General features: G+C 62.3%; 21 protein-coding genes, 1 tRNA gene and 1 pseudogene. 12 read left to right on the top strand and 11 right to left on the bottom strand.

Annotation, left to right across the window (positions count from 1 at the left end; all coding sequences use genetic code 11):
* Positions 1–29 precede the first annotated feature (29 nt).
* The gene (locus JMN37_RS04995; protein ID WP_252931254.1) at positions 30–935 is read right to left on the bottom strand and encodes an FHA domain-containing protein; all 906 of its coding nucleotides are present in this window, start codon (positions 933–935) and stop codon (positions 30–32) included.
* A gap of 137 nt (positions 936–1,072) precedes the next feature.
* Here JMN37_RS04995 and JMN37_RS04990 point away from each other — a divergent pair.
* A tRNA-Leu gene (locus tag JMN37_RS04990) sits at positions 1,073–1,156 on the top strand.
* A 345-nt stretch (positions 1,157–1,501) separates the two neighbouring features.
* Here JMN37_RS04990 and JMN37_RS04985 read toward each other — a convergent pair.
* Positions 1,502–1,894 carry a hypothetical protein gene (locus tag JMN37_RS04985; protein ID WP_071573689.1) on the bottom strand — a complete coding sequence of 131 codons (393 nt, stop codon included), beginning with the start codon at positions 1,892–1,894 and terminating at the stop codon, positions 1,502–1,504.
* A gap of 498 nt (positions 1,895–2,392) precedes the next feature.
* On the opposite strand from JMN37_RS04985, the gene JMN37_RS04980 reads away from it, so the two are divergent.
* From JMN37_RS04980 to JMN37_RS04965, 4 genes are read left to right on the top strand one after another with little or no spacing between them, the layout of a single operon-like run.
* Positions 2,393–2,974, top strand: coding sequence for a hypothetical protein (locus JMN37_RS04980; RefSeq protein ID WP_071573687.1), 582 nt, complete (start codon positions 2,393–2,395; stop codon positions 2,972–2,974).
* Positions 2,974–3,972, top strand: coding sequence for a S66 family peptidase (locus tag JMN37_RS04975; protein ID WP_071573686.1), 999 nt, complete (start codon positions 2,974–2,976; stop codon positions 3,970–3,972). The genes JMN37_RS04980 and JMN37_RS04975 overlap by 1 nt, the downstream gene beginning before the upstream one ends.
* Positions 3,973–3,981: 9 nt before the next feature.
* Positions 3,982–5,448 (top strand): MFS transporter, encoded by a 1,467-nt coding sequence (locus JMN37_RS04970; RefSeq protein WP_252931213.1) that lies wholly within the window; start codon positions 3,982–3,984, stop codon positions 5,446–5,448.
* On the top strand, positions 5,449–6,759 hold the full coding sequence (locus JMN37_RS04965) for a copper oxidase (RefSeq protein WP_252931212.1): 1,311 nt from the start codon (positions 5,449–5,451) through the stop codon (positions 6,757–6,759).
* Between the two features lie 10 nt (positions 6,760–6,769).
* Here JMN37_RS04965 and JMN37_RS04960 read toward each other — a convergent pair whose 3' ends face one another.
* A complete protein-coding gene (locus tag JMN37_RS04960; RefSeq protein WP_252931210.1) occupies positions 6,770–8,083 on the bottom strand; it encodes a multicopper oxidase domain-containing protein in 1,314 nt (437 codons plus the stop codon).
* 127 nt (positions 8,084–8,210) lie between these two features.
* On the opposite strand from JMN37_RS04960, the gene JMN37_RS04955 reads away from it, so the two are divergent.
* The 3 genes from JMN37_RS04955 to JMN37_RS04945 are packed head-to-tail and all read left to right on the top strand — an operon-like array spanning position 8,211 to position 10,455.
* Positions 8,211–9,047 carry a hypothetical protein gene (locus tag JMN37_RS04955; RefSeq protein WP_145945282.1) on the top strand — a complete coding sequence of 279 codons (837 nt, stop codon included), beginning with the start codon at positions 8,211–8,213 and terminating at the stop codon, positions 9,045–9,047.
* A 56-nt stretch (positions 9,048–9,103) separates the two neighbouring features.
* Positions 9,104–9,760 (top strand): helix-turn-helix transcriptional regulator, encoded by a 657-nt coding sequence (locus JMN37_RS04950; RefSeq protein WP_083290936.1) that lies wholly within the window; start codon positions 9,104–9,106, stop codon positions 9,758–9,760.
* Complete coding sequence (locus JMN37_RS04945) at positions 9,757–10,455, top strand: helix-turn-helix transcriptional regulator (RefSeq protein WP_252931209.1); 699 nt, start codon at positions 9,757–9,759, stop codon at positions 10,453–10,455. The genes JMN37_RS04950 and JMN37_RS04945 overlap by 4 nt, the downstream gene beginning before the upstream one ends.
* On the opposite strand, the gene JMN37_RS04940 is transcribed toward JMN37_RS04945, so the two are convergent.
* The 3 genes from JMN37_RS04940 to JMN37_RS04930 are packed head-to-tail and all read right to left on the bottom strand — an operon-like array spanning position 10,427 to position 12,310.
* Complete coding sequence (locus tag JMN37_RS04940) at positions 10,427–11,587, bottom strand: globin domain-containing protein (protein WP_252931208.1); 1,161 nt, start codon at positions 11,585–11,587, stop codon at positions 10,427–10,429. The two genes, JMN37_RS04945 and JMN37_RS04940, sit on opposite strands and share 29 nt — an antisense overlap.
* Positions 11,588–11,610: 23 nt before the next feature.
* Positions 11,611–12,093, bottom strand: coding sequence for a hypothetical protein (locus JMN37_RS04935; RefSeq protein ID WP_252931205.1), 483 nt, complete (start codon positions 12,091–12,093; stop codon positions 11,611–11,613).
* A 4-nt stretch (positions 12,094–12,097) separates the two neighbouring features.
* Positions 12,098–12,310, bottom strand: a complete 213-nt coding sequence (locus JMN37_RS04930; protein ID WP_070363332.1) for a helix-turn-helix transcriptional regulator — start codon at positions 12,308–12,310, stop codon at positions 12,098–12,100.
* 332 nt (positions 12,311–12,642) lie between these two features.
* Between JMN37_RS04930 and JMN37_RS04925 the strand changes: the two are divergent.
* The 4 genes and pseudogenes from JMN37_RS04925 to JMN37_RS04910 all read left to right on the top strand — a co-directional run.
* A pseudogene (locus JMN37_RS04925) lies at positions 12,643–13,884 on the top strand (glutaminase); the annotation flags it as partial.
* Entirely contained in the window at positions 13,876–14,298 is a 423-nt protein-coding gene (locus JMN37_RS04920; RefSeq protein ID WP_252931253.1) for an SRPBCC family protein, read from the top strand. The pseudogene JMN37_RS04925 and the gene JMN37_RS04920, both read left to right, overlap by 9 nt.
* 221 nt (positions 14,299–14,519) lie before the next feature.
* Positions 14,520–16,229: a bifunctional 3-(3-hydroxy-phenyl)propionate/3-hydroxycinnamic acid hydroxylase MhpA gene (mhpA, locus tag JMN37_RS04915; protein ID WP_252931204.1), complete on the top strand. Its 1,710-nt coding sequence runs from the start codon at positions 14,520–14,522 to the stop codon at positions 16,227–16,229.
* 91 nt (positions 16,230–16,320) lie between these two features.
* Positions 16,321–16,971 (top strand): DUF6198 family protein, encoded by a 651-nt coding sequence (locus JMN37_RS04910; RefSeq protein ID WP_252931202.1) that lies wholly within the window; start codon positions 16,321–16,323, stop codon positions 16,969–16,971.
* A gap of 49 nt (positions 16,972–17,020) precedes the next feature.
* On the opposite strand, the gene JMN37_RS04905 is transcribed toward JMN37_RS04910, so the two are convergent.
* The 5 genes from JMN37_RS04905 to JMN37_RS04885 are packed head-to-tail and all read right to left on the bottom strand — an operon-like array spanning position 17,021 to position 22,219.
* On the bottom strand, positions 17,021–18,418 hold the full coding sequence (locus tag JMN37_RS04905) for an MFS transporter (protein ID WP_252931196.1): 1,398 nt from the start codon (positions 18,416–18,418) through the stop codon (positions 17,021–17,023).
* Between the two features lie 31 nt (positions 18,419–18,449).
* Positions 18,450–19,151: a putative quinol monooxygenase gene (locus tag JMN37_RS04900; protein ID WP_252931195.1), complete on the bottom strand. Its 702-nt coding sequence runs from the start codon at positions 19,149–19,151 to the stop codon at positions 18,450–18,452.
* Positions 19,148–20,215 (bottom strand): VOC family protein, encoded by a 1,068-nt coding sequence (locus JMN37_RS04895; RefSeq protein ID WP_252931194.1) that lies wholly within the window; start codon positions 20,213–20,215, stop codon positions 19,148–19,150. The genes JMN37_RS04900 and JMN37_RS04895 overlap by 4 nt, the downstream gene beginning before the upstream one ends.
* A gap of 15 nt (positions 20,216–20,230) precedes the next feature.
* Positions 20,231–20,791: an aromatic-ring-hydroxylating dioxygenase subunit beta gene (locus JMN37_RS04890; RefSeq protein WP_071573677.1), complete on the bottom strand. Its 561-nt coding sequence runs from the start codon at positions 20,789–20,791 to the stop codon at positions 20,231–20,233.
* Between the two features lie 36 nt (positions 20,792–20,827).
* Entirely contained in the window at positions 20,828–22,219 is a 1,392-nt protein-coding gene (locus tag JMN37_RS04885) for an aromatic ring-hydroxylating oxygenase subunit alpha (protein WP_070363325.1), read from the bottom strand.
* Positions 22,220–22,431 lie beyond the last annotated feature (212 nt).

Below are 22,431 nucleotides of genomic sequence, written 5' to 3'. Positions count from 1 at the left end.
AGTCAGGGCTTGTTCAGCCAGTTATGCCCTTAGGCCTGGAAAAATTCTGTCTGCGGGTGCGACGCCGCATCCGTGTAGCGCGGCGCGCCCTCCTGCGGGTCCGGCGTCGCCGGGGACGACGCCCTCGGCTCCACGATGCGCACCTCGATGTGGGAGTGCCCCAGGGTGATCACGTCGCCGTCGGCAAGCATCCAGTTCTCCACCGGCTCATCATTGACCGTCGTGCCGTTCGTCGACTGCAAATCGACCAACACCGCAACCTGGCCATCCCACGTAATCTCCGCATGCTGCCTCGACACACCCGTGTCCGGCAGGCGGAAATCCGCATCATTCGAACGGCCCAAAATATTCGAGCCCTCATGCACCAAGTAAGTGCGCGACGACCCGTCCTGCAACAGCAGGCTCACAGTCGCTTCGCCGCCCTCAACCGGCGTCATCGTATTTGGCTCATGCATGTGATCCTCCTGATCCCGGTTTGCCGCATGACGGTGCCTACCGCCCTTCGACCGCTTCGTAGGCTCCGCCACAATGGCATCAAACCCACTCGCGACCTCCGGCTGCGGATCAATATACGAACTGACCCGCAACTGGCCCGTACGCAGCCCTGACTCCTCCGCGATCCGCACAACCGCCGGCCCATCAAAGAACCAGCCCTGATTGCGCACATACCGCGTCAGTTGTTCCGCGAGGTGCACCGGCAGGTCACGCTCCTGCGACAAGTTCTCCAAATCCTTCGAAGAAACACCCACCGCGAACACATTCGGCACCACAAACTCATCATGGTCAGTCACCACAACAGAGTCCTGCGCCTCCTGCTTCAACAGCTCCTCGATCTCAGCCGGAACCACCTTGCCGCCAAACAGCGCCGCCATCGAATTATCCAGGCCACGCTGCAACGAACTGTCCAGCTTTGCCAATCGATCCATGACTCCCATCCGCATGCACCTCCTTTCTTTAACCTCGTTAGTATAGGTGCGCATTCCGACACAGCCTAGTGTGAAACACCTTTACACCCCATGACGTGCCGATTTGGCACTTCTCTATGTAAGGGTGTTATATTGTTCCAGTGCCCGCCCGGGTGGCGGAATTGGCAGACGCGCTGGCTTCAGGTGCCAGTGTTCGCAAGAACGTGGGGGTTCAAGTCCCCCCCCGGGCACAAACGGACCGGCCCTCCTTCGGGAGGGCCGGTTCTTTTTGTGTTTGGGCTGGCTTGGTGGGGCCAGTGACAAAAGACGCAACCCAATTTGGTCAGCTATCTAAAGTGCCAGTTCAGAAAAGTGCTAGATAATTAGTGCTGTCAGATTTGTCATTCCTGCCAGTTTCCTGTGCACCACAATCCCGGTTTTCAACGAACCTGCGTGGTGTTTCCCCAGGTCGCGAAAACACCAACCAGGAATTTGGTGCGTTGGGAGTGGGTGAAAAGGATAACACTAGCGACGACGCTCGGGGCTGCTCGCTTCGAGAAGTATTTCACTACCCGCACCCAACGGCTTCCAATCCGTTACTTCGGCCGTGACATAAACGACGAGAAATTAACAGTGCTGATAAAAGACCGAGGCCACTCCTCGTCGTCGGTCAAAAGCATGTCCTCCCACAAACGTGACACGGCCGCCCCGGGCTCAATAGGCTCATCGATTGTCCCTAACGCGGTGGAATAGCTATACATATTCCATTCATCCTCGTTAACCGGTTCATCACTCTGAGCCTGGAGATCATGGAGCAAGTTCTCTTTCACAACGGGATCCGACTCATCAACCTCCACATCAGCGACCAGATAGACGGTCGTGAACTGTTTTACGCGCTCCACTCGTTCAAGATAGCGCTGATAGCACCGAGGAAGATCCTCCTCTTTGGCAAGGAAGTAGGTTCTAGTCAGGGTAATTTCGCTGGACATTACTTGGGGTTCCAATTCGTGTCATAGGCACCCGAAGGACGGTATTTTCTCTGCGGGTAGCAATGCCTCTTATGGGCGTTGTTGAACTTGCTCACGTACAGGTTAGCTTCTTTTTCAGTGTCGTCAGGGTCCAATGGATGGTTGCCCATGACAAAAGCCCACAATAGGATTGCCCGGGCATTCTCCACTACTTGGCATTTCACAGTGACCATGCCCAGTTCATTTGACAAAAGACGCAACCCAATTTGGTCGGCTATATAAAACGCCAGGTAAAAAAAGTGCTAGATAATTAGCGCTGTCAGATTTGTCATTCCTGCCAGTTTCCTGTGCACCACAATCCCGGTTTTCAACGAACCTGCGTGGTGTTTCCCCAGGTCGCGAAAACATTAACCCGGAATTTGGTGCGAAGCGCTTAACGAAGCGTCCACGCCGCATATCAGCAGCGCACACCGAGTAAGGTGAACTGGAATACTGTTGCACATCTCTGAAGGAACCCCCATGACGAACCCGTACCAGTCAAACGAGAGCCACCCCGGCACTGACGAGTGGGCAGCTCAGCAACCTCAGCAGCAGTACCAGCAGCCGTACTACCAGCAGCCGTATCAGCCGCAACCCCCGTACCAGCAGCAGCAGAAGAGCAGTACTGGCCTGGTGGTGGCGTTGTCGGTGTTGGGGACGTTGTTGTTGCTTGGGATCGCGGGTGCGGTGGCGTTTTTGTTCGTGCGTTCCGACGGGTCGAATGGTGAGCAGCAGGATCCGGTGATTGTGACGGAGGTTGAGACGGTCACCCCAGAAAGCCAGAACAACCAGGGCAGCAAGCCTAATGTGAACCGGCGTGAGCCGATGGGGTCGAGTGCGGGGTTCTCGAACGCGACGGCGGAGACCGGGAATACGTCGTCGGAGTTCGCGGGCAATGTGTTGGCTGTGTTTAATGAGCGGGCTGCGGCCACTGGTGAGTTCCCGGGGTCGTTGAGTGTGTATAGCCCGGTGACGGGGCAGACGTACACGATGTCGTGCTGGCCGGCGGGTGGGGGAGCCCGGTGCCAGGGCGGTAATAACGCGTCGGTGTATTTGTACTAATGGCGTTGTATCCTCGCCCGTTGTCGGTGGGCGATCATGTGCGTGTGGTGGCTCCGGCGCGTTCGTTGGCGTATGTGGAGCAGGGCTCGGCGGGTCGTTTTGTGGCTGAGTTGGCCACGCGGCGCCTGGAGCAGCTTGGCCTGTCGGTGAGTTTTGGGGCGAATGTGCGGGTCTCGGATATGTTTTGGTCTGCGCCGGGCAAGTTGCGGGCTGAGGATCTTATCGACGCCTACTCCGACCCTTCTGTTGACGGCATCATGAGCGTGATCGGCGGCTTCACGAGTAACGAGATCCTGCCGCACCTGGATTTTGATGTGATTGCGGAGCACCCGAAGTTTTTGTGTGGGAATTCGGATGTATCGGCGTTGGCGAATGCGGTGTATGCGAAGACGGGCCAGGTGGTCTACGTGGGCCCGCATTGGTCGACGTTGGGGATGCGCGATTTCGGCGAGGTGACGCGTGATGCGTTTGTGCAGGCGGCGTTTACTGATGGGCCGATCGTGTGGGAGCCGGGGGACTGGTACACGGACGATGACTGGTTTATTAACCAGGATGGTCGTGTGCAGGAGCCGGATGATGGCTGGTGGGTGATCCAGGAGGGCCGCGCTGAGGGGGTTGCGCTTGGGTCGAATTTGGGCACGTTGGGGTTGTTGTCGGGCACGGAGTTCATGCCGTCCCTGAACGATGCGGTGTTGTTTGCGGAGGTGACGGGGAAGTACACCGTGATGGATTTCCGGCGTGAGCTGGTGTCGTTGTTGCAGGCCCCGGATGGTCACGGGATTGAGGGCTTGGTGATTGGGCGTTTCCAGACCGCGAGCCGTGTCACGAGGGTGATGGTGGAGGAGATGGTGGCGTCGATACCTGAGCTGAGGGGGAAGCCGGTGGTGGCGAACGCATCGTTTGGGCACACGAACCCGTTGTTGACGTTCCCGGTTGGCGGGCGTGTGGATGTTTCGGTGGAGGGGGGAGAGGCGTCGATTCGTTTTCCTAGAGTATAGTTTGTCCCTATGACTAATTCGACGCCGGGTCAACGTTGGACCTTCTTTGCAGTGATTTCGCTCGGTCTGCTGATGATCGGGCTGGACAATTCAATTCTGTATACGGCGTTGCCGGAGCTCAACGAGCAGCTGCACACTACCCCGACCCAGGGCTTGTGGATTATTAACGCCTACCCGCTGGTGCTGGCGGGGCTGCTGCTGGGCACGGGCACGCTGGGGGACAAGCTGGGCCACCGCTTGATGTTCATTGTTGGGCTGGTGGTGTTCGGGGTGGCGTCGCTGGCGGCGGCGTTTGCGCCGTCGGCGTGGCTGCTCGTGGGCGCGCGCGGGCTGCTCGGCATGGGTGCTGCGGTGATGATGCCGGCAACGCTCGCGCTGATTCGCCTCACGTTCCCGGACGAGCGGGAGCGCAACACCGCGATCGGTATTTGGGGGTCGGTGGCCGTGGTGGGCGCGGCGCTGGGCCCGCTGGTCGGTGGCGCGCTGCTGGAGGCGTTCTGGTGGGGCTCCGTCTTCCTGATTAACGTGCCGATCGTGCTCATCGCCCTGGCCCTGACGTTCTGGCTGGCCCCGGAGAACATGCCGAACCCGGCGAAGCACTGGGACTTCATTTCCTCCGTGTACGCACTGTTTGCGCTCTCTGGCCTGACCATGGCTATCAAAGAATTGGTGAACCCGAACTCCGGCTGGGGCCTGTTCGTGGTGGCGGCGGTGCTGTGCGTCGCCGGCGCGGTGTTGTTCGTGCGCCGGCAGGGTAAGCTTTCGGACCCGCTGCTCACCTTCGACATTTTCAAGTCCCGCATGTTCACGGGCGGCGTCGTCGCAGCAGCCGGCGGCATGTTCTTCGTGGCCGGCGCCCAACTGATGACCACGCAGAAGCTCCAGCTTGTCGACGGCTTCTCCCCCCTCCACGCCGGCGCCACCATCATCGCGATGGCGGCGGCCGCGATTCCGGCGTCGACACTTGGGGGTGCCTACCTGCACAAGATTGGCTTCCTGCCGCTGATCGGCGGCGGCTTCCTGGGCGCGGCTGCGGGTGCCGCTGCCCTGATTTGGGGTTCGGACGCGGGCAGCCTCGGCATCGAGATTGCGGCGCTGGCCGTGATGGGCTTCTCGGCGGGCTCGGTGATGAGCGTGTCCTCCATCGCGATTATTGGCGCCGCGCCCCTGCACCGCTCCGGCATGGCGGCGGGCGTCGAGGAGGTCTCCTACGAGTTCGGCACCCTGGTCACCGTCGCGGTGACTGGCTCGTTGCTGCCTATGTGGATGGTGCGCAACCTCCCGGCTGAGCTGCAGCCCATCGGCATGGACGCAATTTACGACGCCTCCACCAACGCGCTTGCCGCCCCCGCCTACGCCGGGGCGTACCACAATGTGCTTGTGATGATCGCCTGCTCGGCCCTGGTCTTTGGTGCGGTGACCTGGTGGTGCTTCCGCGATAACCCGAAGTCCGGCGACGCGAAGGTGGCGGCGTAAATGAGCGCACGCAGCTGGCACCGGAAGGCGTCCAAGCCGGTGAGCATCTGGATGTGGGTGTTCATCTTGATCGGGCTCACCCACACGCTGTTCCCTGAACCGGCGTGGCTGCTGATTCACATTTTCACGCTCGGTATCGTGGCGAACTCGATCGTGCTGTGGAGCGTGAACCTGACCGAGCGTTTCCTGCAGCAGCGCCTTCCCGAGGAGGCGCGCCCGGCCCAATTGCGGCGCACCTGGGTCCTCAACGCCGGCGTCGTGTTGGTGCTGGTGGGCCAGGTTCTGGCCAGCTGGTGGGAGCAGCACTGGCTGGTCACCTGGGCCGGCGGGTTGCTGGTCGCAGGTGCGGTGCTGTGGCACGCGGTGGTGCTCGCCCGGTTGGTGCGTGATGCCGGGCCGGAGAAGCGGCACCGACCCGCCGCGATTGGGTACGTGGCGTCGGCTGCCTGCCTGCTGGTAGGGGTGTGCTTCGGCGCGGCCCTGTCGATGGGCCTGCCGGGCACCTGGCAGGAGCAGATCCGCCAGGCGCACCTGTTTACCAACGTTGGCGGCTTTGTGGGCTTGGCCGCGATGTCGAGCCTGAGCGTGCTGTTCCCGACGATGTGGCGGATCAACGGCATGCGGGACCGCACCCGCGTGGCCATTTGGGGCGCGGTGGCCGGGATTGTCTGCGCCGTCGTCGGCGCGCTGCTGGGGATCTCGCAGGTGGTCGCGGTTGGTGCGTTCGTCTACGTCGGCGCGTGGCTGTGGCTCTTCCAGGGCTTCGTGGTCAACGTGATCGACGTCCTGCGCGACCCGCGCGACCGCATCACCTACCCGGGCCTGTCCGTCTTCGTAGCGATGTTTTGGCTGATCGGCACGATGCTCTGGTACGCCGTGGGCCTGGTACGGACCGTCCCGGAGATCCCCACGCTGGCGCTCCTGCTCGGATTCGTGGCGCCACTGCTGATCGGCACGATGAGTTACCTGCTGCCCACCACGATGGGCGGCGGGCCGAAGGCGGTGCGCGCCGGGCTGCTGGAGCTGTCCCGGGGCACCTACTTCCGAGTCGTGCTGTACAACCTCGCGCTGGCGGTGTGGCTGCTAACGGAGCAGTCCTGGCTGCGGGTGGTGATGAGCCTGCTCGTGTTCGCCGTACTGGTGGCGTACCTGCCACTGCTGCGCAGGGCGGTGAAGGCGCAGGTGGCGGTGCTGCGGGGGCAGCGTGAGGCCCCGGTGGCGGGCGCCCACGTGGAGCGCCCCGCTGGGCAGTCCGCCCTCGCGCTGGCGCTGGTGGCGGCGATTGTGGCGTCCTTTGGCGGGATTGCCTGAGCCCGATTGCCTAGGGAGTGACCACGAACTGGCCGCGCTGTCCCTTTTCGGCGTCGGTCATCTGGTGGTTCACGAAGGTGTACGTCCCGGGTTCATCGAAGGTCATCTCGACGAACCCGCCCTGGGCGGCGAGGAGCCCGAGCGCCTGCGAGCCGGTGTCAGTGGCGTTTCGGATCTGGTACTGGCCTTCCTTGAACACGGTGTCGAAGATTTCGCCGACCACGTGGAAGCTCAAGGGATTGTCGGGGCCGACGTTGAAGAGCCACACCCGGACGGTATCGCCGACGCGGGCCGGAATCGGCCGCTGCTGGTACTGGTTGGGGTAGCCGTTGAACGCGGTGAGGTCGTAGAGCCCGGCGGCGACTCGCTCGGGGTCGGCGCCGTCCTCGCCGAGGAAGACCTCGTGTGAGAGGAGGACGTATTCGGCGTCGACAGGCGTGAGGTCCGGTGGGTCGATGACGACGGCGCCGAACATGCCGTTGGCGATGTGCAGGCTCATCGGCATGGTGGCGCAGTGGTACATCCAGATCCCGTAGCGGCGGGCTTCGAACTCGTACGTGAGCGATTCGCCCGGAGCGATCTGGGCCATATTTGTATCGGGGTTGACCTCGCCGGCGTGGAAGTCGATGGAGTGCTCCATTGTGCCGTCGTTGACGATGGTGATGCGGAACAGGTCACCGACGCGCCCGCGCAGTACGGGACCTGGCATTTTTCCGTCGAAGGTCCAGACGGGTTGGGTGACGCCGGGCGCGACCTGGCGCTCGCTTTTGGCAACGTGCCAGGTGTGTTCGTGCACTGTTCTTTCGGGAGCATCGGGCGCGGGAGGCAGCGCCGGGTCGCGGTAGACCAGGCCGTCGTCAGGCCCATCCGCGGCGACTACGGGTCTGGGCGCGGCGCTCGGCGAAGTGCTCGGGCTCGCCGACCCGACCACGACGTCGAACACCATTCCCATCGCCTTGTGTCCGGCGATCGTGCACCAGCCTTGCGTGGACTCGGTGAAGACGCCGAAGTCGTGGACGACGGTGTCGCCGGGATCGATGCGGCCTGTGTACTCGTTGCCCAGCTTGAGGTCGTGCTGCTGGTCGTCGGAGTTGGTGATGGTGAGGATGAGGCGGGTACCGGAGGGGACGTCGATACGATTCGGCGTGAAGGTCATGCCTTGGATGTCGACGTCGAGCGTGGTGGCGCCGCTGGTGTCGAGTGGTTCCGGGCCGCGATCGTCGCCTGCGGTCGAGCTCAGCGCGCTGAACGCCACCACGAGCGCCACGAATACGGCGATGATGCCCCACGCCAGGCCGTCGGAGGTCTGCCCTTTTTTATTCACGGTCTCGATCGTAATAAATATGGTTCGAAATAGGGAAAGCTCGGCACCCATAGAAAAACCCTCGGGGGAACACAGAGTCTATGTCTGTGACCCAGATCCGAGGGACTACGTTGGCTACAATAGCACAATGACGTATCCAGTGCAGCCGCCTACAGGGCGCCACCACCTGTTATGGGGGTCTATTCCACCTGCTCGGATGGCGACATTTCTATCACACACGTCTCATCATTGCGCCGATGAGGCGCTTGAACTTTATGTATGGAATCGCGATTTGTCCATGGCCTTTATGGCCGATTTAGCGGTCCTCGAAGTTGCGTTACGTGAGGCTATTCATGCTGTTCTGACCGAGAAATGGGGCGTGCAGTGGTATCAGGAAATGCCTTTGGACGACCGGTCGCGAACGGCTTTGGCTAGTGCTTGGGAACGTCTGCCTGCTCACGTGAGATTGAACTCGGAACGTGGGGATTTACCAGGGAGACTAGTGGCCAACTGCATGTTTGGCTTCTGGACGAATCTGTTTGATAAAGGCGGTTATACCGGCCGAGGTCCTTGGCGCAGAAAGGTTGACAATGAGCGGAACTGGCCAGTTCTAGCAAAAGCATTCCCCGGCGGCAGGCGAGAAGCTGCACGTCAGCGGGATGAGCATCCTGAAAAGGCGAGAGCGATAACTTTTTCTCGTGTGTGGGTTCATCAGTTGTGCCAAGAGATTAATGAACTTCGAAACCGTGTTGCGCATCATGAACCGTTACTGAATGGTGTCCCACTTCGTGGACAAACGCATCGAAATGAAAAAAGAAGGAGAACAGTTGAGGAGGCATTCGCGCAAATCTTGTCCCTCGCCCGCATGATTGACACTGACCTGGCTACGTGGTTGGTGGCCAATAGTGAAGTACCAGGTGTTATGGCGAGAAAGTGCGAAATAACCTCTTCGTCACGTTCTTTCAATAAATACGGCCTGGAATAGGGAAAATCGGCGATTTCGGTTTAAGCTGGTAAAGAGCTCTGACCGAAGGAGGACACGTGAATTCGGCGACCCCGCCTCAACCGACGACGGACCTGATGGACCGCGCCGCCGAGTTGAGCGTGAAGCAGCGCGAGGTGCTTGATCGCCTAGCTTTGCACCCGCATGGGGCGCAGGTCGGCGACCTTGCCAAGGAGATGGGGATGCACCCCAACACGATCCGCGGGCATTTGGATGAGTTGTTGGCGCGGGATTTGGTGCAGGTCACCACGGCTCCGAGCGAGGGCCGTGGCCGCCCGAGCAACATTTTCCACACGCGCACCCCGCACCACTCGACCGTGACTCGCGAGTACATCGGCCTGGTCAGGACGATGGCGGAGTGCCTCACCGAGGGCGATACGGAGAAGGCGCGCGAGATCGGCCGTCAGTGGGCGCGCCAGACCCACAACGGCCGCGAGGTGCAGTCGGACGCCTCCGGTGCGTCCCAGCTCAACGCCCTGATCGCGATCCTGCGGGACCTCGGCTTCGACCCCTCCTACCCAAACCAGTCCGGCAACATTGGCCTCAACGCCTGCCCGTTCACGACGGTGGGCGTCAGCGCGCCAAGTTCGGTCATCTGTGCCCTGCACGCCGGCTACCTGGATGAACTCAGCGGCGGCATCGTGCACAAGCTGCTGCCGTATAGTCGCCCGTCGCAGTGCGAGATCGAACTATGACTATCGACGACGCCGCCGTCCCCCTGCCCACCGCGGAACTGATGCGCCGCGCCGCCGAACTGAGCCCGAAGCAACGCGAGGTCCTCGATGCGCTCGATTCTTTCCCGGACGGCGCCCTGCTCAGCGAGTTGGGCAAGGAGCTTGGCATCCACGTCAATACTGTGCGCGGCCATGTCGATGAGCTGGCCGAACGGGGCTTGGTGGGCTGGCGCGTCGCCAGCCGCTCCACCCGCGGACGCCCCTCGCACGTGTACCACGTGCGCACCCCGCAGCATCACGCGGTGATGGACGAGTACGTCACCCTCGTCGAGACGCTCACGGAGACGCTGGCCGGTGACGACCTGAACGCCGCCCGCGACTTCGGGCGCGCGTGGGCGCAGCGCAACGCGGACCGCTTCGGCGAACCACCCGAGGACTTCGAGGAGCTCGCCACCGCGGTGCTGCGCTCCCTGCGTGAGATGGGCTTCGACCCCCTCGTCCGCGAGGCCGACGGCGACACCTCTGTGGAGGTCGGCCTGCAGGCCTGCCCGTTCGTCGCCGCCGACGGCACCCCGCCCGCAGCCACGATTTGCGCACTACACCAGGGGTTTATCGACGCCACCATCGGCCCCCACCACCTCGACTTCATGCCGTTTGACGCGGCGGGGCAGTGCGGGGCCCGGCTGGTTAACCGATCAGCCAGTCGTTCGGACTAAACAGCTCGAAGTACACGTTCGCCGGGTCGAGCTGTGCCAGGTCGTCGCGGATGGACTGCAGGAAACCCTCGCCGCCACACAGGTACACGTCCGCGCCGGAAACGTCCAGGTCAGCGACGTTGAGACGCTGGCCTTCGGCACGGAAGTAGGGGTGCAGGGAGGCGTCGTCAAGCTTGTCGACGAGCATCCGCATCTCATCCGCCTGCGCCCACGACTGCTGCGATTCGTCGACGTGCGCGACGGTGACCTTGCGCGGCGAGCCCTCCGCTGCGAGATGCCCGAGAATGCCAGTCATCGGCGTGGACCCGATACCGGAGGAGATGAGCACCACCGGGTTTGTGCCGGGCTGCAGCACCAAGTCACCGGCGGCGAGTGTGGCGTCGACAGTGTCGCCGACGTTGACGTGGTCGCGCAGGAACGTGGACACCTCGCCCTCGGTTTCCACGGCGATGCGGTAGTGGGAGGCGTCGCCTTCGATGATGGAGTACTGGCGCAGCTGACGCGCGCCGTCCGGCAGCTTCACGCCGACCGACGTGTACTGGCCCGGGCGCGGCGCCGTGAGGTCGCCCTCCAGGGAGTAGGCGTAGACGGTGTCGCTGAGCTGGGTTTTCTCCGTGACGGTGGCGGTGCGGAACACGTCGCCGGCTTCCACGCCGTCCGATTCGTAGAGCTTGCCTTCGTGCTTGATCAGGACGTCGGCCATCAGCCAGTACACCTTGTCCCAGGCCTCGGCGACTTCTGGGGTGACGGCGTCACCAAGCACCTCGACGATGGCGGCCATCAGGTTGTCGTGCACGATCTGGTACTGGTCTGCCGTGATGCCCAGCGAGACGTGCTTGTGCGCGATGCGGTCCAGCATCATCACTGGGTCCGGTGCGTCGGGGTCCACCAGCTGCGTGGCGAACGTCGCCACCGACGCCGCTAGCGCCTTCTGCTGCGCGCCCTGCTTCTGGTTGCCGCGGTTGAACGTGTCCGAGATGAGTTCGGGGTGGGCGGTGAACATCTTGTTGTAGAAGGTCTTCGTGATCGTCTGGATGTTCGCGCCTACCGGCGGGAGCGTTGCCTTGATGATCTCGGCGTGCTCGTCGCTCAGGTAGGCCTGCTTCGGGTTCGGTTTCTCGTCAATGAACATAAACACGAATATACTCGTGTTTATTAATCTTCGAGATTTTGGTCCAGTCGCTCTTCGTCGCTGCGGCGCCGCGAGCGCTGCCAGCGCGGGGCGAAGATTGCGGCTGCGGCACCGCCGACGAGTGCGCCGATAACCATGCCGATGGTGCCGGCGGCCTCCCCGTTGAGGTCCTTTACCGCGATGCCGGCGAAGGTGATTGCGAGGAAAATCCAGATGGGTAGCGTTGACAGCGTGAAAAGCTTGTACGGGCGCGGGCGCGGGGCGTAGTTCTGCATCCACAGCGCGCCTGCAGCTTGTGCAAGTGGGCCGGGCACAAGCGCGAGCAGCGAGTAGGTGGCTGCGCCCTCGGGCAGGACCCAGGCGAGGACCGCCATGATGAACGTGGTGGTGTACAACAGCGTCTCCGAGGTTACGGTGCTGGACTGGTGGAGGATCTGCTGCTGGTATTCGTCGTCGGTGCTCTGGTTTGCCAGGGCGATCTTCTTATCGCCGTACTGCTTCAGCATGGGGTTATCCTTCCTGTTCGTCGCCGAAGAGGGCTTCGACGGTCTTGCCGAGGGTGTGTGCGATGTCGAGTGCGAGGTGGACGGAGGGGGAATAGTTGCCTTTTTCGATGTTGGCGATGGTCTGGCGGGACACTCCCACCTGTGCGGCGAGCTCGGCCTGGGAGAGTTCCTGCCACCGCCGCCACTTGCGGACCATGTTTTCGTGTGTGTCTGGCATCAGCGCTCCTTTCTGCTTTGTAAGCGCCTACGACAAACAGTAAAGAAAACGCGCCACTATGTCAAGGAAACTAGACAAAGAGGAAAGAGTGGGCGTCGATAGGTGCAAAGCTCTGGACTGTCGTGCATGCCAACTCCAGTGCCTGCGTACCTCGATAAGATCCTTGACCTCGTCCGCCATACCACCCAACATCCCACATGTGGGATGTAAGTGTTATGTTGTTTGACCTGCGTGAACTCGTCCTACATACCACTTTTTCGGTGGAACATACCACATAACATCCCACATGTGGGATGTTATGTGGGATGTTATGTGGGAAGTAAGCTGGCGGCATGCCAACTCCAGTGCCTGCGTACCTCGATAAGATCCTTGACCTCGTCCGCGACGACGACGCCGGCGAGCCCGCCAACTACATCGAGTCGCTGCGCACCGCCGACCCAAACAAGCTCGGCCTCGCCGTGTGCACCACGTCCGGCCACCTCTACTCCGTCGGCGACGACAGCTACGAGTTCTCCATCCAGTCAATCTCGAAGCCGTTCGTGTACGCCCTCGCACTCGAGGAACTCGGCGCCCAAGAAGTACACAAGGTCGTGGGGGTTGAGCCCTCGGGGGAGGCCTTCAACGCCATCTCACTTGACGACGCCACCAACCGGCCCTCAAACCCCATGATCAATGCGGGCGCCATCGCCGTGAACCAGCTCATCAACGGGGCGGATTCGAGCGTCGAAGACCGCGTCGAGAAGATTCGGTCATTCTTTTCCCGGCTTGCGGGCCGCGAGCTGCGCATCGACCAACATATCCTCGAGGACGAGCTGGCCACCGCGCACCGCAACCTGTCCATCGCCCACCTCCTGCGGGAGTTCGGCATGGTCCAAGACCAAGCCCACGACGCCGTGAACTCGTATACGCAGCAGTGCTCCATCCTGGTCACCGTCCGCGACCTCGCCGTCATGGCCGCCACCCTGGCAAACGGCGGCGTCCAGCCGATCACCGGCGAGCGCATCATGTCCGCTGCGGCTAGCCGGGTGACGCAAGCCGTGATGACGTCCGCCGGCATGTACGACGGCTCCGGCCGCTGGATGGTCAACGTGGGCATCCCCGCCAAGTCGGGCGTGGCCGGTGGCCTCATCGGGACGATGCCCGGGCAGCTCGGTATCGCCTCGCTGAGCCCGCGCCTGGACAAGCAGGGCAACTCGGTACGCGGCGTGAAGATCTTCCGCGAGCTTTCCGAATCCCTCGGCCTCAACCTGATGAGCGCCGACTACTACGCGGCGCCGGGGATCCGGACGGTGGATCGTCGAGAAGCGAAGACCGTGGTGCAACTCCAGGGCATGATCAACTTCACTGCCGCCGAGAAAATCCTCCACGACCTCGGTGAATACCGCCTCGCCGGCAACCGCCTGGTGCTCGACGTCTCCCACGTCACCTCCTTCAACAAGGCCGGGCGCCTGCTGATTAAAGAAGGCATCAAGCAGATCCGCGACCAAGGTTTCGACGTCTCCATCTACGACCCCGACGGCGCCATGCCCGACTACGAGTTCTCCGACGGCACCAAATTCCGCGCCGTGAAGGACTTCTCCACCTCCTTCGAGGTCCCGGCGAGCCGCACCGAAGTCTTCCGCGCAATCACCAGGCCACAGGAGTGGTGGGACGAAACCATCGAGGGCTCTGCAGACACCGCCGGCGGCGAGTTCCACTTCCAAAACGACGACCAATTCGCCGAGCTCTACGTCTCCGAAGCCGAGCAGGGCGACCGCCTCGTCTGGCGCGTCGAGCCCACCGGCAACCTGCTCGAGGACCCCGAGTGGGACGACACCGACATCATCTTCGAACTTGAAGACGCCCCCGACGGCGACACCCGCGTCAAATTCACCCACCGCGGCATGCACTCGCACGAGGAAGGCTACGAGGAGGCCGCCGCCGACTGGAAGGCGCGTCTCCGCGACAAGTTGGAGCCGCTGATCAAGCGCGAGAGCAAATCTGAGTAGACTGCGCACCAAATTCCCTCACGCGCTTCCCGTGACCAGGGTTTTTGCAAACCCGCCCCGAGAAAAACAAGGAATCTGGTGCGCGCACCCGCTCTCACATGTTCCGAAAGGCGGAATTGGAGATGCGTCAACTTACTCCTGTGATTAGAACTAGAAACACATGCGAAAGTGAGGTGACTCACTGTGCTGGATCTATTGTCGAAAGTCAAGGAGCGAACACCATGGGAGAGCTGAATGCAGACGTTGATGTGCTGGTCATCGGTACGGGACCGGTTGGCCTAGCGCTGGCGAACCTGCTTGGCATCCGTGGTGTTTCGGTCGCAGTCATGGAGAAGCGTGACCAACTGATTGACTACCCGCGCGGGGTCGGCCTCGACGACGAGTCCATGCGCACCATCCAGGCGATGGGCCTGGCGGAGGAGTTCCGGCCGTACACGATTCCGCACCACATCATGCGCTTGGTCGATGGTGCCGGCAACGTCATCCTGACGAATAACCCGCAGGGTGAGCCGTATGGGTGGCCTCGTAAGTTTGGGTTCCTGCAGCCGCTGGCGGATAAGGCTTCCTTCGATGGGTTGGCGAGGTTCCCGCACGTCACCACCACGTTTGGCCGTGAGCTGGTGAAGATCGAGGAGGTTGAGGGTGGCGTCCGCGCGACCTTTGAGGTCGTGCGTGGTGAAGAGGGGGAGGAGTGCACGGGCGAGCAGGAGCAGATCACCGCGAGGTACCTCGTTGGTTGTGAGGGCGGCCGTTCGTTTACTCGGAAGTGGATGGGGACGGAGTTTGAGGGGAAGTCGCCGTCGACAAGGTGGGTGGTTGTGGACGTCAACAACGATCCGCTGGGCGCCCCGAATGTGTACCTCGGTGCCGACCCGAACCGCCCGTACGTGTCCATTGGCCTGCCGCGCGGGGTGCGTCGTTGGGAGTTCATGCTGTTCGACGACGAGCCGACCGAGAAGGTCGACGAGGATGCCTTCATTGAGGAGCTGCTGTCGGAGCACATCCCGGAGGGCACGAAGCTGGACGTGATCCGTCGCCGCGTGTTCACGCACCACGGCCGGATGGCGCGGACGTTCCGGAAGGGCAACGTGCTCATTGCCGGTGACGCGGCGCACTTGATGCCGGTGTGGATGGGCCAGGGGTACAACTCGGGTATCCGCGACGTGACGAACCTGTCGTGGAAGCTCGCCGGCGTGCTGCAGGGCAACTTCAGCCCGGAGCTGCTGGATACCTACGATGTCGAGCGCCGCGACCACGCCAAGGCCATGATCGATTTGTCGATGACGTTCGGCACGGTGATTAAGCCGACGGATAAGAAGGTGGCGTTCGTGCGCGACACGGCGGCGAAGCTGATGAACCTTTCGCCGCGTGTCAAGGAATACTTCGCGGACATGAAGTTCAAGCCAGTGCCGCGCTACGGCCGTGGCGCGGTGGTGGATCAGGCGACGTTGAAGCCTGGCGTTGCGGATCGTTCGAATGATCCGTCGCATCGCCCGCGCATCGTCACGTCGCGCGTTGCGGTGAACAAGATGTCGCCGGTGGGCCTGCAGATCATCCAGCCGAAGGTCGAGTACAACGGCGCTGAGGTGCTTCTCGACGACGCCTTGGGCCTCAACCACGCCGTGGTGACCTGGGGCGTGGACCCGGCCCGCCTGTTCACGCCGGAGCAGCTCGCTGAGATGGCAAAGGCGAACGTCAAACTGGTGTGTGCGGTCAGCCCGACGCAGGTCGAGTGGGCGAAGGAGTACGTGTCGGCGGACACCGAGGTTGTCTCGGACATCACGGGTGCGCTGAAGGGCTTCTTTGATACCCGCGCGGTTGGTACGGTGCTTGTCCGCCCGGACAGGTTCGTTGCGGTGGCAACGCTCAACGCCCAGGCAAGTAAGGCGTGGGAGGCGTACAAGCAGGCTGCAAGCATGCGCGTGCAGTAATTACATTCTGACTACTACTTCAGGGGCACTCAGACAGGAATGTTTGGGTGTCCCTGGTTTTTAACAAGTCCTTATCAAGGAGGTATCGCAAGTGAGCGACTCGAAACACTCGGCGCGGCCGAGAGACTACGCATATTCAGTGTTCGCCATTGTGGTGATGATGGCCGGTACCGCTCTTGTGACGACCAGTCAGCTCGGCACGCCGCCGGTCTCGTCGCCGGTGTACGCGATGACGCTGATCGGTGGGCTGAGCTTTGGCGGGTGGACGTTTGCGCTGAACCTGTTCCTCATTGCGGCGCAGTGGTTGATGCTCCGTCAGGATTTCCCTCGCCGGTACTGGCTGCAGCTGCCCGCGCTGCTTGTCGGCAGCGTGAGTTTGGACGGGTGGATGTACGTGTTCCGCCCGCTGGTGTCGACGAATTACGCGGCGCAGGTTGCGCTCGTCGCGGTCGGGTTGGTGGTGCTCGGCTTTGGCGTGGCAATCCTGGCTACTGCCAACGCCGTATTCCTGCCGGGCGAGGGCTTCGTCGCTACCGTTGCGACGCTGCGTCGAAAACCGTTCTACAAGGTCAAGCTGGTCTTTGACATCGTGTGTGTTTTGCTGGCGTTGGTGCTGTCCGTATTGTGGGTGGGCCATTTTGAGGCTGCCCGTGAGGCGACGATCGTCTCAGCGCTGACGCTCGGGTTTATCGTGGGGGCGTTCACCCCGGTTGCCCGGCGGCTGGTGAAGCCGGTCGACTAAGCAATAAGAAAACGCCCCGGAGTAACTCCGGGGCGTTTGTGTTGCGGTGCTAGCCCTTGAACATATTCGTCTTGGTGAAGCGCTCCGCGTGGCCCATGCTCTGGGCGGTTTCCTTGGAGAAGTAAATCGCCAGCGAGGAGACCACGAACAGGCCGGTGATGATGATGGCCAGCGGGGTCAGGCCGGTCTCCGGGGAGACGAAGCGGGTCGCGACCAGCGGTGCGGTACCAGCGCCGAGGATGGACGCCGCCTGGTAGGTGATACCGGAGCCGGTGTAGCGCAGCTCGGGGACGAACTTCTCGGAGATGAACGCGCCGATCGGCCCGTACTGTGCGGGCTGCACCACGCATACGAGCAGGACCATGCCGATCCAGATCTTGGTTGGGTCACCGGAGTCGATCATGTTGAAGACGATCCAGATGCCGATGATGGAGACCAAACCACCGGCCAGCATGACGCGGCGTCGGCCGAGGCGGTCAGACAGGGCAGCGAGGCCCGGCATGACGAAGATCGCGATGGCGGAACCAACGGTAACCATCATCAGCGCCGTAGAGCGGCCGACTGGCGTTTCAGTTTCAGCGGTCGCGTTCACGATGTACGGCACCATGAACGAGCCCTGCAGACCCTGCACGAATAGTGCGGCGGTGCCGGCGAGCGCACCGAGGACCAGCTCGCGCGGAGCCTCCTTCAGCATGCGGACCAGCGGCACACCGGTGTGCACCTTGCCGGCGCGCCGGGCGGCTTCGAACTCTGGGGACTCTTTCACGTTGGCGCGCATGAACAGGCCGACGATGACGATGGCTGCGGAGAACAGGAACGGAACGCGCCAGCCCCAGTCGGTGATGAAGTACTGCTCGGGGTTGGCGAAGTTGTCGCCGGAAGCCTTCGCGAAGATCGCGAGGACCAGCGTCGACAAGATGGCACCTGCTGGGCCGCCAGCGATGGCGACGGAGGCGCCGAAGCCCTTGTTCTTGGCGGTGGAGTTCTCCATGGCCATCAGGGTGGCACCGGCCCATTCGCCGCCGATCGCGATGCCCTGGATGATGCGCAGGATGACCAGCAGAATCGGAGCGGCCGGCCCAATCATCTGCGAGGACGGCATCAGGCCGATCGAGATGGAGACAAGCCCCATCGTCATCAGCGTGATCACGAGGACGTTCTTACGGCCGTACTTGTCGCCGAAGTGGCCGAACGCCATCGAACCAATCGGGCGGGAGAGGTAGCCGGTGAGCAGGATGACGAAGGAGAGCATCGTGCCCAGCTTCGGGTCGATGTTCGCGAAGAAGAGCTGCGGGAACACCAGGCCCGCGGCGGCTGCGTAGAGCAGGAAGTCGTAGTACTCCACGGTGGAGCCGAGGAAGGACGAACCAAGGGCGAGGCGCCGCTCTTTCGGCGTGCGCTCATGCTTCGCGAGGTCTACCGGCGGGGCATGGGTGATGTTAGTCATGTGGGTCTCCTGAAAGGGATGGGGTGGTCAGCTAGCGCGCGGACCACGCAACGGAGTGGGAATAGTTTTCGGTTGCCTCAGGGAGAAGGCGTCCGTAGTGGTATTCGAAGGACTGCTGGCGGTAGAACTCGCGGGTAAGTTCTCCGCGCTGCGGCGTGGCGGCCTCGCGTCCGGAGTTGCCGCGGTACTCGCCCGTGGCCATGCGCCCGAACCAGTGATGGTCGTAGATTGTCTGGTCCGCCCACACCTCAAGCAGCATGAGGTGATTGGGCAGTTCCAGGTTCTCCATCCACGCGTAGTAGAGGCAGCCCGGCTCGCGGCGGGTCTCGGTGATTTCCTGGGCGGTCAGCGCGCGCATCTCAGGGTTTTCGACGAAAGCGTTCTGGATGACAATGCTGACTGGCCCGCGCGCCGGCCACATGATGCGGGCGTCGTAGCCTGCTTCTGGGGTCCACACGCCGTCGGCGAGGATGTACTTGGACTGCTCGTAGATCTCCGTCGTGCCGTCCTGCACGAATGTGTGCAGGTGCGGCAGCTCCGGCAGCTTTTCGACGATCTCTGCGTAGTCGGACACGCTCTCCGCGAGGATCGCGACGGCGCAGTCCTCGTCCTCGACCGCCAGGGTTTGATAGGCCTCGGCTTGCTTGATGCCGTCGCGCTGGCGGAGGGATGCGACGTCGTGAAGAAGCTTTTCTGGAGCATCGGTAGCTCCGCGATGAACGATGCGGATCATACGAGCTCCTCGAAGTCGACGATCCAGTCCGGCGCGGCGAACTCCGGCTTCGGTGGCTCGCGGCGCGCGACGATCTCGATGAGGTAGCCGCCGAGCGCGTCGAAGGTGTCGAAGTAGCCGAACTCGGCGGCGCCGCCGCGCAGGTTAGAGCCCATGCACAGTGGGTGGCCAGCCTCGGTCATGGAGGCGACGACCTCGTCCCACTCGGAGTCCTCCGTGGTCATCCACGCGAAGTAGTGGTGGATGCCCGGGCCGCGCTCATCGAAGAATTCGCGGTTGTAGTGGCAGTCGCCGTGGTTGACGGAGATGATCTCGAAGCCGAAGTCGCCGGCGGTGCCCTGGGCGGTGAAGTAGCCGGTGTCGCCGTCCTTGCCGCGGTAGTAGGGCTTGTCCAGGCGGCCGAAGCCGGTCTCCCACGTCTTCATCTCGTAGCGCTGGATGCCGAAGACGTCGCGGTAGTGCGGCAGCGCCGCCATGACGTCGTGCACGAGGACACCGAAGTGGTACATGCCCTGCACCGGCTGGGGCGGGCGGGTGTCGGTGCTCACCTGGGCTGGGTCGGTAGCGGTTGCCGGAAGCATCTCGACGAGGAAGCCGCCCAGGTTCTCACGCGTGTCGTAGAAGGTGCGCGTGGCGCCGTCGACAGTTGCTGTGTAGGCGATGTCGTAGCCGAGCGCCTTGAAGTGCTCCGCGACCGCCTCGTCGTTGGCCGCGGTGGAGCGGACCTGCAGGAACGCGATGCCTTCGCGCTTGGTGCGCAGGAACTCGTTGAAGGGGCTCTCGCCGCCGGTTGGTTCGATGATCTCGAAGGTGAGGCTCGACGCCGGGCGCCCGCCTGGGCCTTTCTCGCCGTTCACGGCCGGGGTGGTGCCGACGGCGCTCCGCCAGGTTCCCGGGGTCGTCGCCAAGCGTCGGCCGTGCGCTACCGCGTCGGTCGGTGCGTGCTCGGCGGTGTCCCAGTCGGTGATGCCGTAGATGCGGGAGTACTCCTTGATCTTGGCGTCGAGATCGTAGACAACGACGCCGATGCGCAGGAGGTTCGTGGTTTCAATCTGTGTACTCAAGAGCGTTTCCTTTCTTTAGTAGAACAGAGACAAGTTCTTGACGAGGATGGTTGCCATATCGAAGCGGATCTCGCGCTCCAGCACCAGGAAGCCGTAGCGCGACTCCGGTGCCCGTACGATGACGTCGCGACGCTCACCTGCGATGGTGTCCTCGTAGCGCTCCCCGCGGGAACGGTAGATGAGGAAGTTCGAGCGGACGGCGAAGGCGCCGTCGCTACGCTCGTCAATGCGCAGGTTGGTCAGCATGTGGCGCGAACGTGACGGCGGCTCCTCGGCCCACGCCATGTTGGTGTTCAGGCGCACCACGCGCTGGCGCAGGAACTCCTTGGTCTCCTCGAAGTAGACCGACGTCCCCTTTGGGTAGAACTCTTCCTTACGCTCACGGGCGACGCGATTTTCGCGGACCGGCGCCCAGTAGTCGACGTCGTCGTGCATGCAGTCGAGCCAGTCTTCCCACTGCATGTTGTCCATCATTTCGGCTTCGTCGTACAGGAAGCGCGCGATGAGGCGCTCATCTTCCGCACCGGCAGGGGCCTGGGTCACTGCCTCTGACGCTTGCGTGTTGTTGCTCGCCATGGGTTTCTCCTTCAAAGGTCGTGTAAAAGCTAGGGACTAATCGACGTTGCCTTCGTAAGCACCGTCAGAGGCTGCAGCTGCCGCTGCTGCTTCCGGATCCATCACCTTGGTGAAGTCTCGCTGGTCAACCTCCGGAACGCCCCCTCGTTCGGCCTTGAGCTGTTCCCAAGATTTGTCTTCCATCAGGTCGCGGTAGAAGCCGTACATGTTCAGCGCGGCGTTGTCCGAGTAGACATGTGCCGTGGATGCGCCTGGGTAGCCGTCATCGTCGTAGCTGACGGGGACGCGGCGCATGTTGTAGGTAAAGCCGGTCTCGCGGGACTTCGCGCCGCGGAGGATGTGCTGCATCTCCTCCCAGTTCTCGGCGTCGTCCTGCTCGAACATGCCGCCAGGGGAGAAGGTGCGCATGACGTCGACACGGATGGCTTCCTTGACCTCTTCCGGCGCGTCCTTTGGCACGAACGCCCAGGACCAGATCTCCATCTCGTTCGGGCCACGCGGGTGGGTGACGCGGAAGGTGTAGTTGCCCAGCAGCATGAAGTTGGGGAAGACGTTCATGTGGCCGCGGACCTCGCGGAACTCACCGAGGCGCTCCACGATGGAGTCACGGATGGTGTTCTCCCACTCGATCAGCGCAGGGCCAGTGTTGGGGATCTCCGCGTCACGCTTGCCGAAGAACGCACCGCCGTGACCGTACGGGCTGAGGAACTGGCGGCCCTCCGGGACCTTCTTGCGGCCGGTCTTGCGGTCGAAGGTGTCCGAACCGGAGCTGAGCGCCTCCACCGCGGAGACGTGGGAGATCTCCGAGTGCTGCATGTCGGACGTCGGCTGCTCAACGTTGAACTTCCAGTTCGCTGGCAGGACCCACTTGTGTACAGCGATGGCTTCCATGCCGCCCTCGTAGCGGTCCATGTAGCCATCCAGGTAGTACTTCGCGTTGCCCAGGTACTCCTCCAGCGGCGGGATCGTCTCATCCCAGGAGCCGAAGATGAAGCCCTTGTAGTTCTCGATGCGCGGCACCTTGATCGCCGACAACTTCGACTTATCGATGCCCTCCGGGTACGCATTGTTCTCATGCGGGATGTTGGTCAAGTTGCCCTCAAGGTCGTAAGACCAGCCGTGGAAGGAACACATGAAGGACTTCGCCTGACCGCGGTCAGCGCGGCAGATACGCATACCGCGGTGGCGACACTGGTTCAGGAACGCCTTGACCTCGCCGGACTTCTGGCGCACAACAATGACCGGGTCCTCACCAATGTAGGTCTGGATGTAGGACCCGCGCTTCGGCAGCATCGACTCGTGCGCAAGGAACACCCAAGTGCGCTGCCAGACGGTCTCCAACTCCTGGCGGTAGATGTCCTCGTCGGCGAAAATCTTGCCGGAAACGTATCCTCCGACCGGATCAATGAGTTCTGCGATCTTACTCATAGCCACTTCCCCTCTGTGATCTGTGTCATCTGTGGGAGTGACTTTAAACGGAAGAATAATTGGCTAAAACCCACGTTCCAGTCAATGGAACAGCCCCGGCGGGCATAAAAGGAGGGGCCTCGGGGCTCAAAGTTCAGCCTAGGATAGTCTTCCCGACTCTTCCCGGGGGCCAGTGCCAAAAGACGCAAGCCTAAACATCCAGCACTTTTATT

The sequence above is a fragment of the Corynebacterium lipophilum genome, from assembly GCF_024102595.1.
Classification (GTDB): Bacteria; Actinomycetota; Actinomycetes; order Mycobacteriales; family Mycobacteriaceae; genus Corynebacterium; species Corynebacterium pseudogenitalium.
Note: the sequence above shows the minus strand (reverse complement) of the source record. Positions and strands in the feature narration are given on the sequence as shown.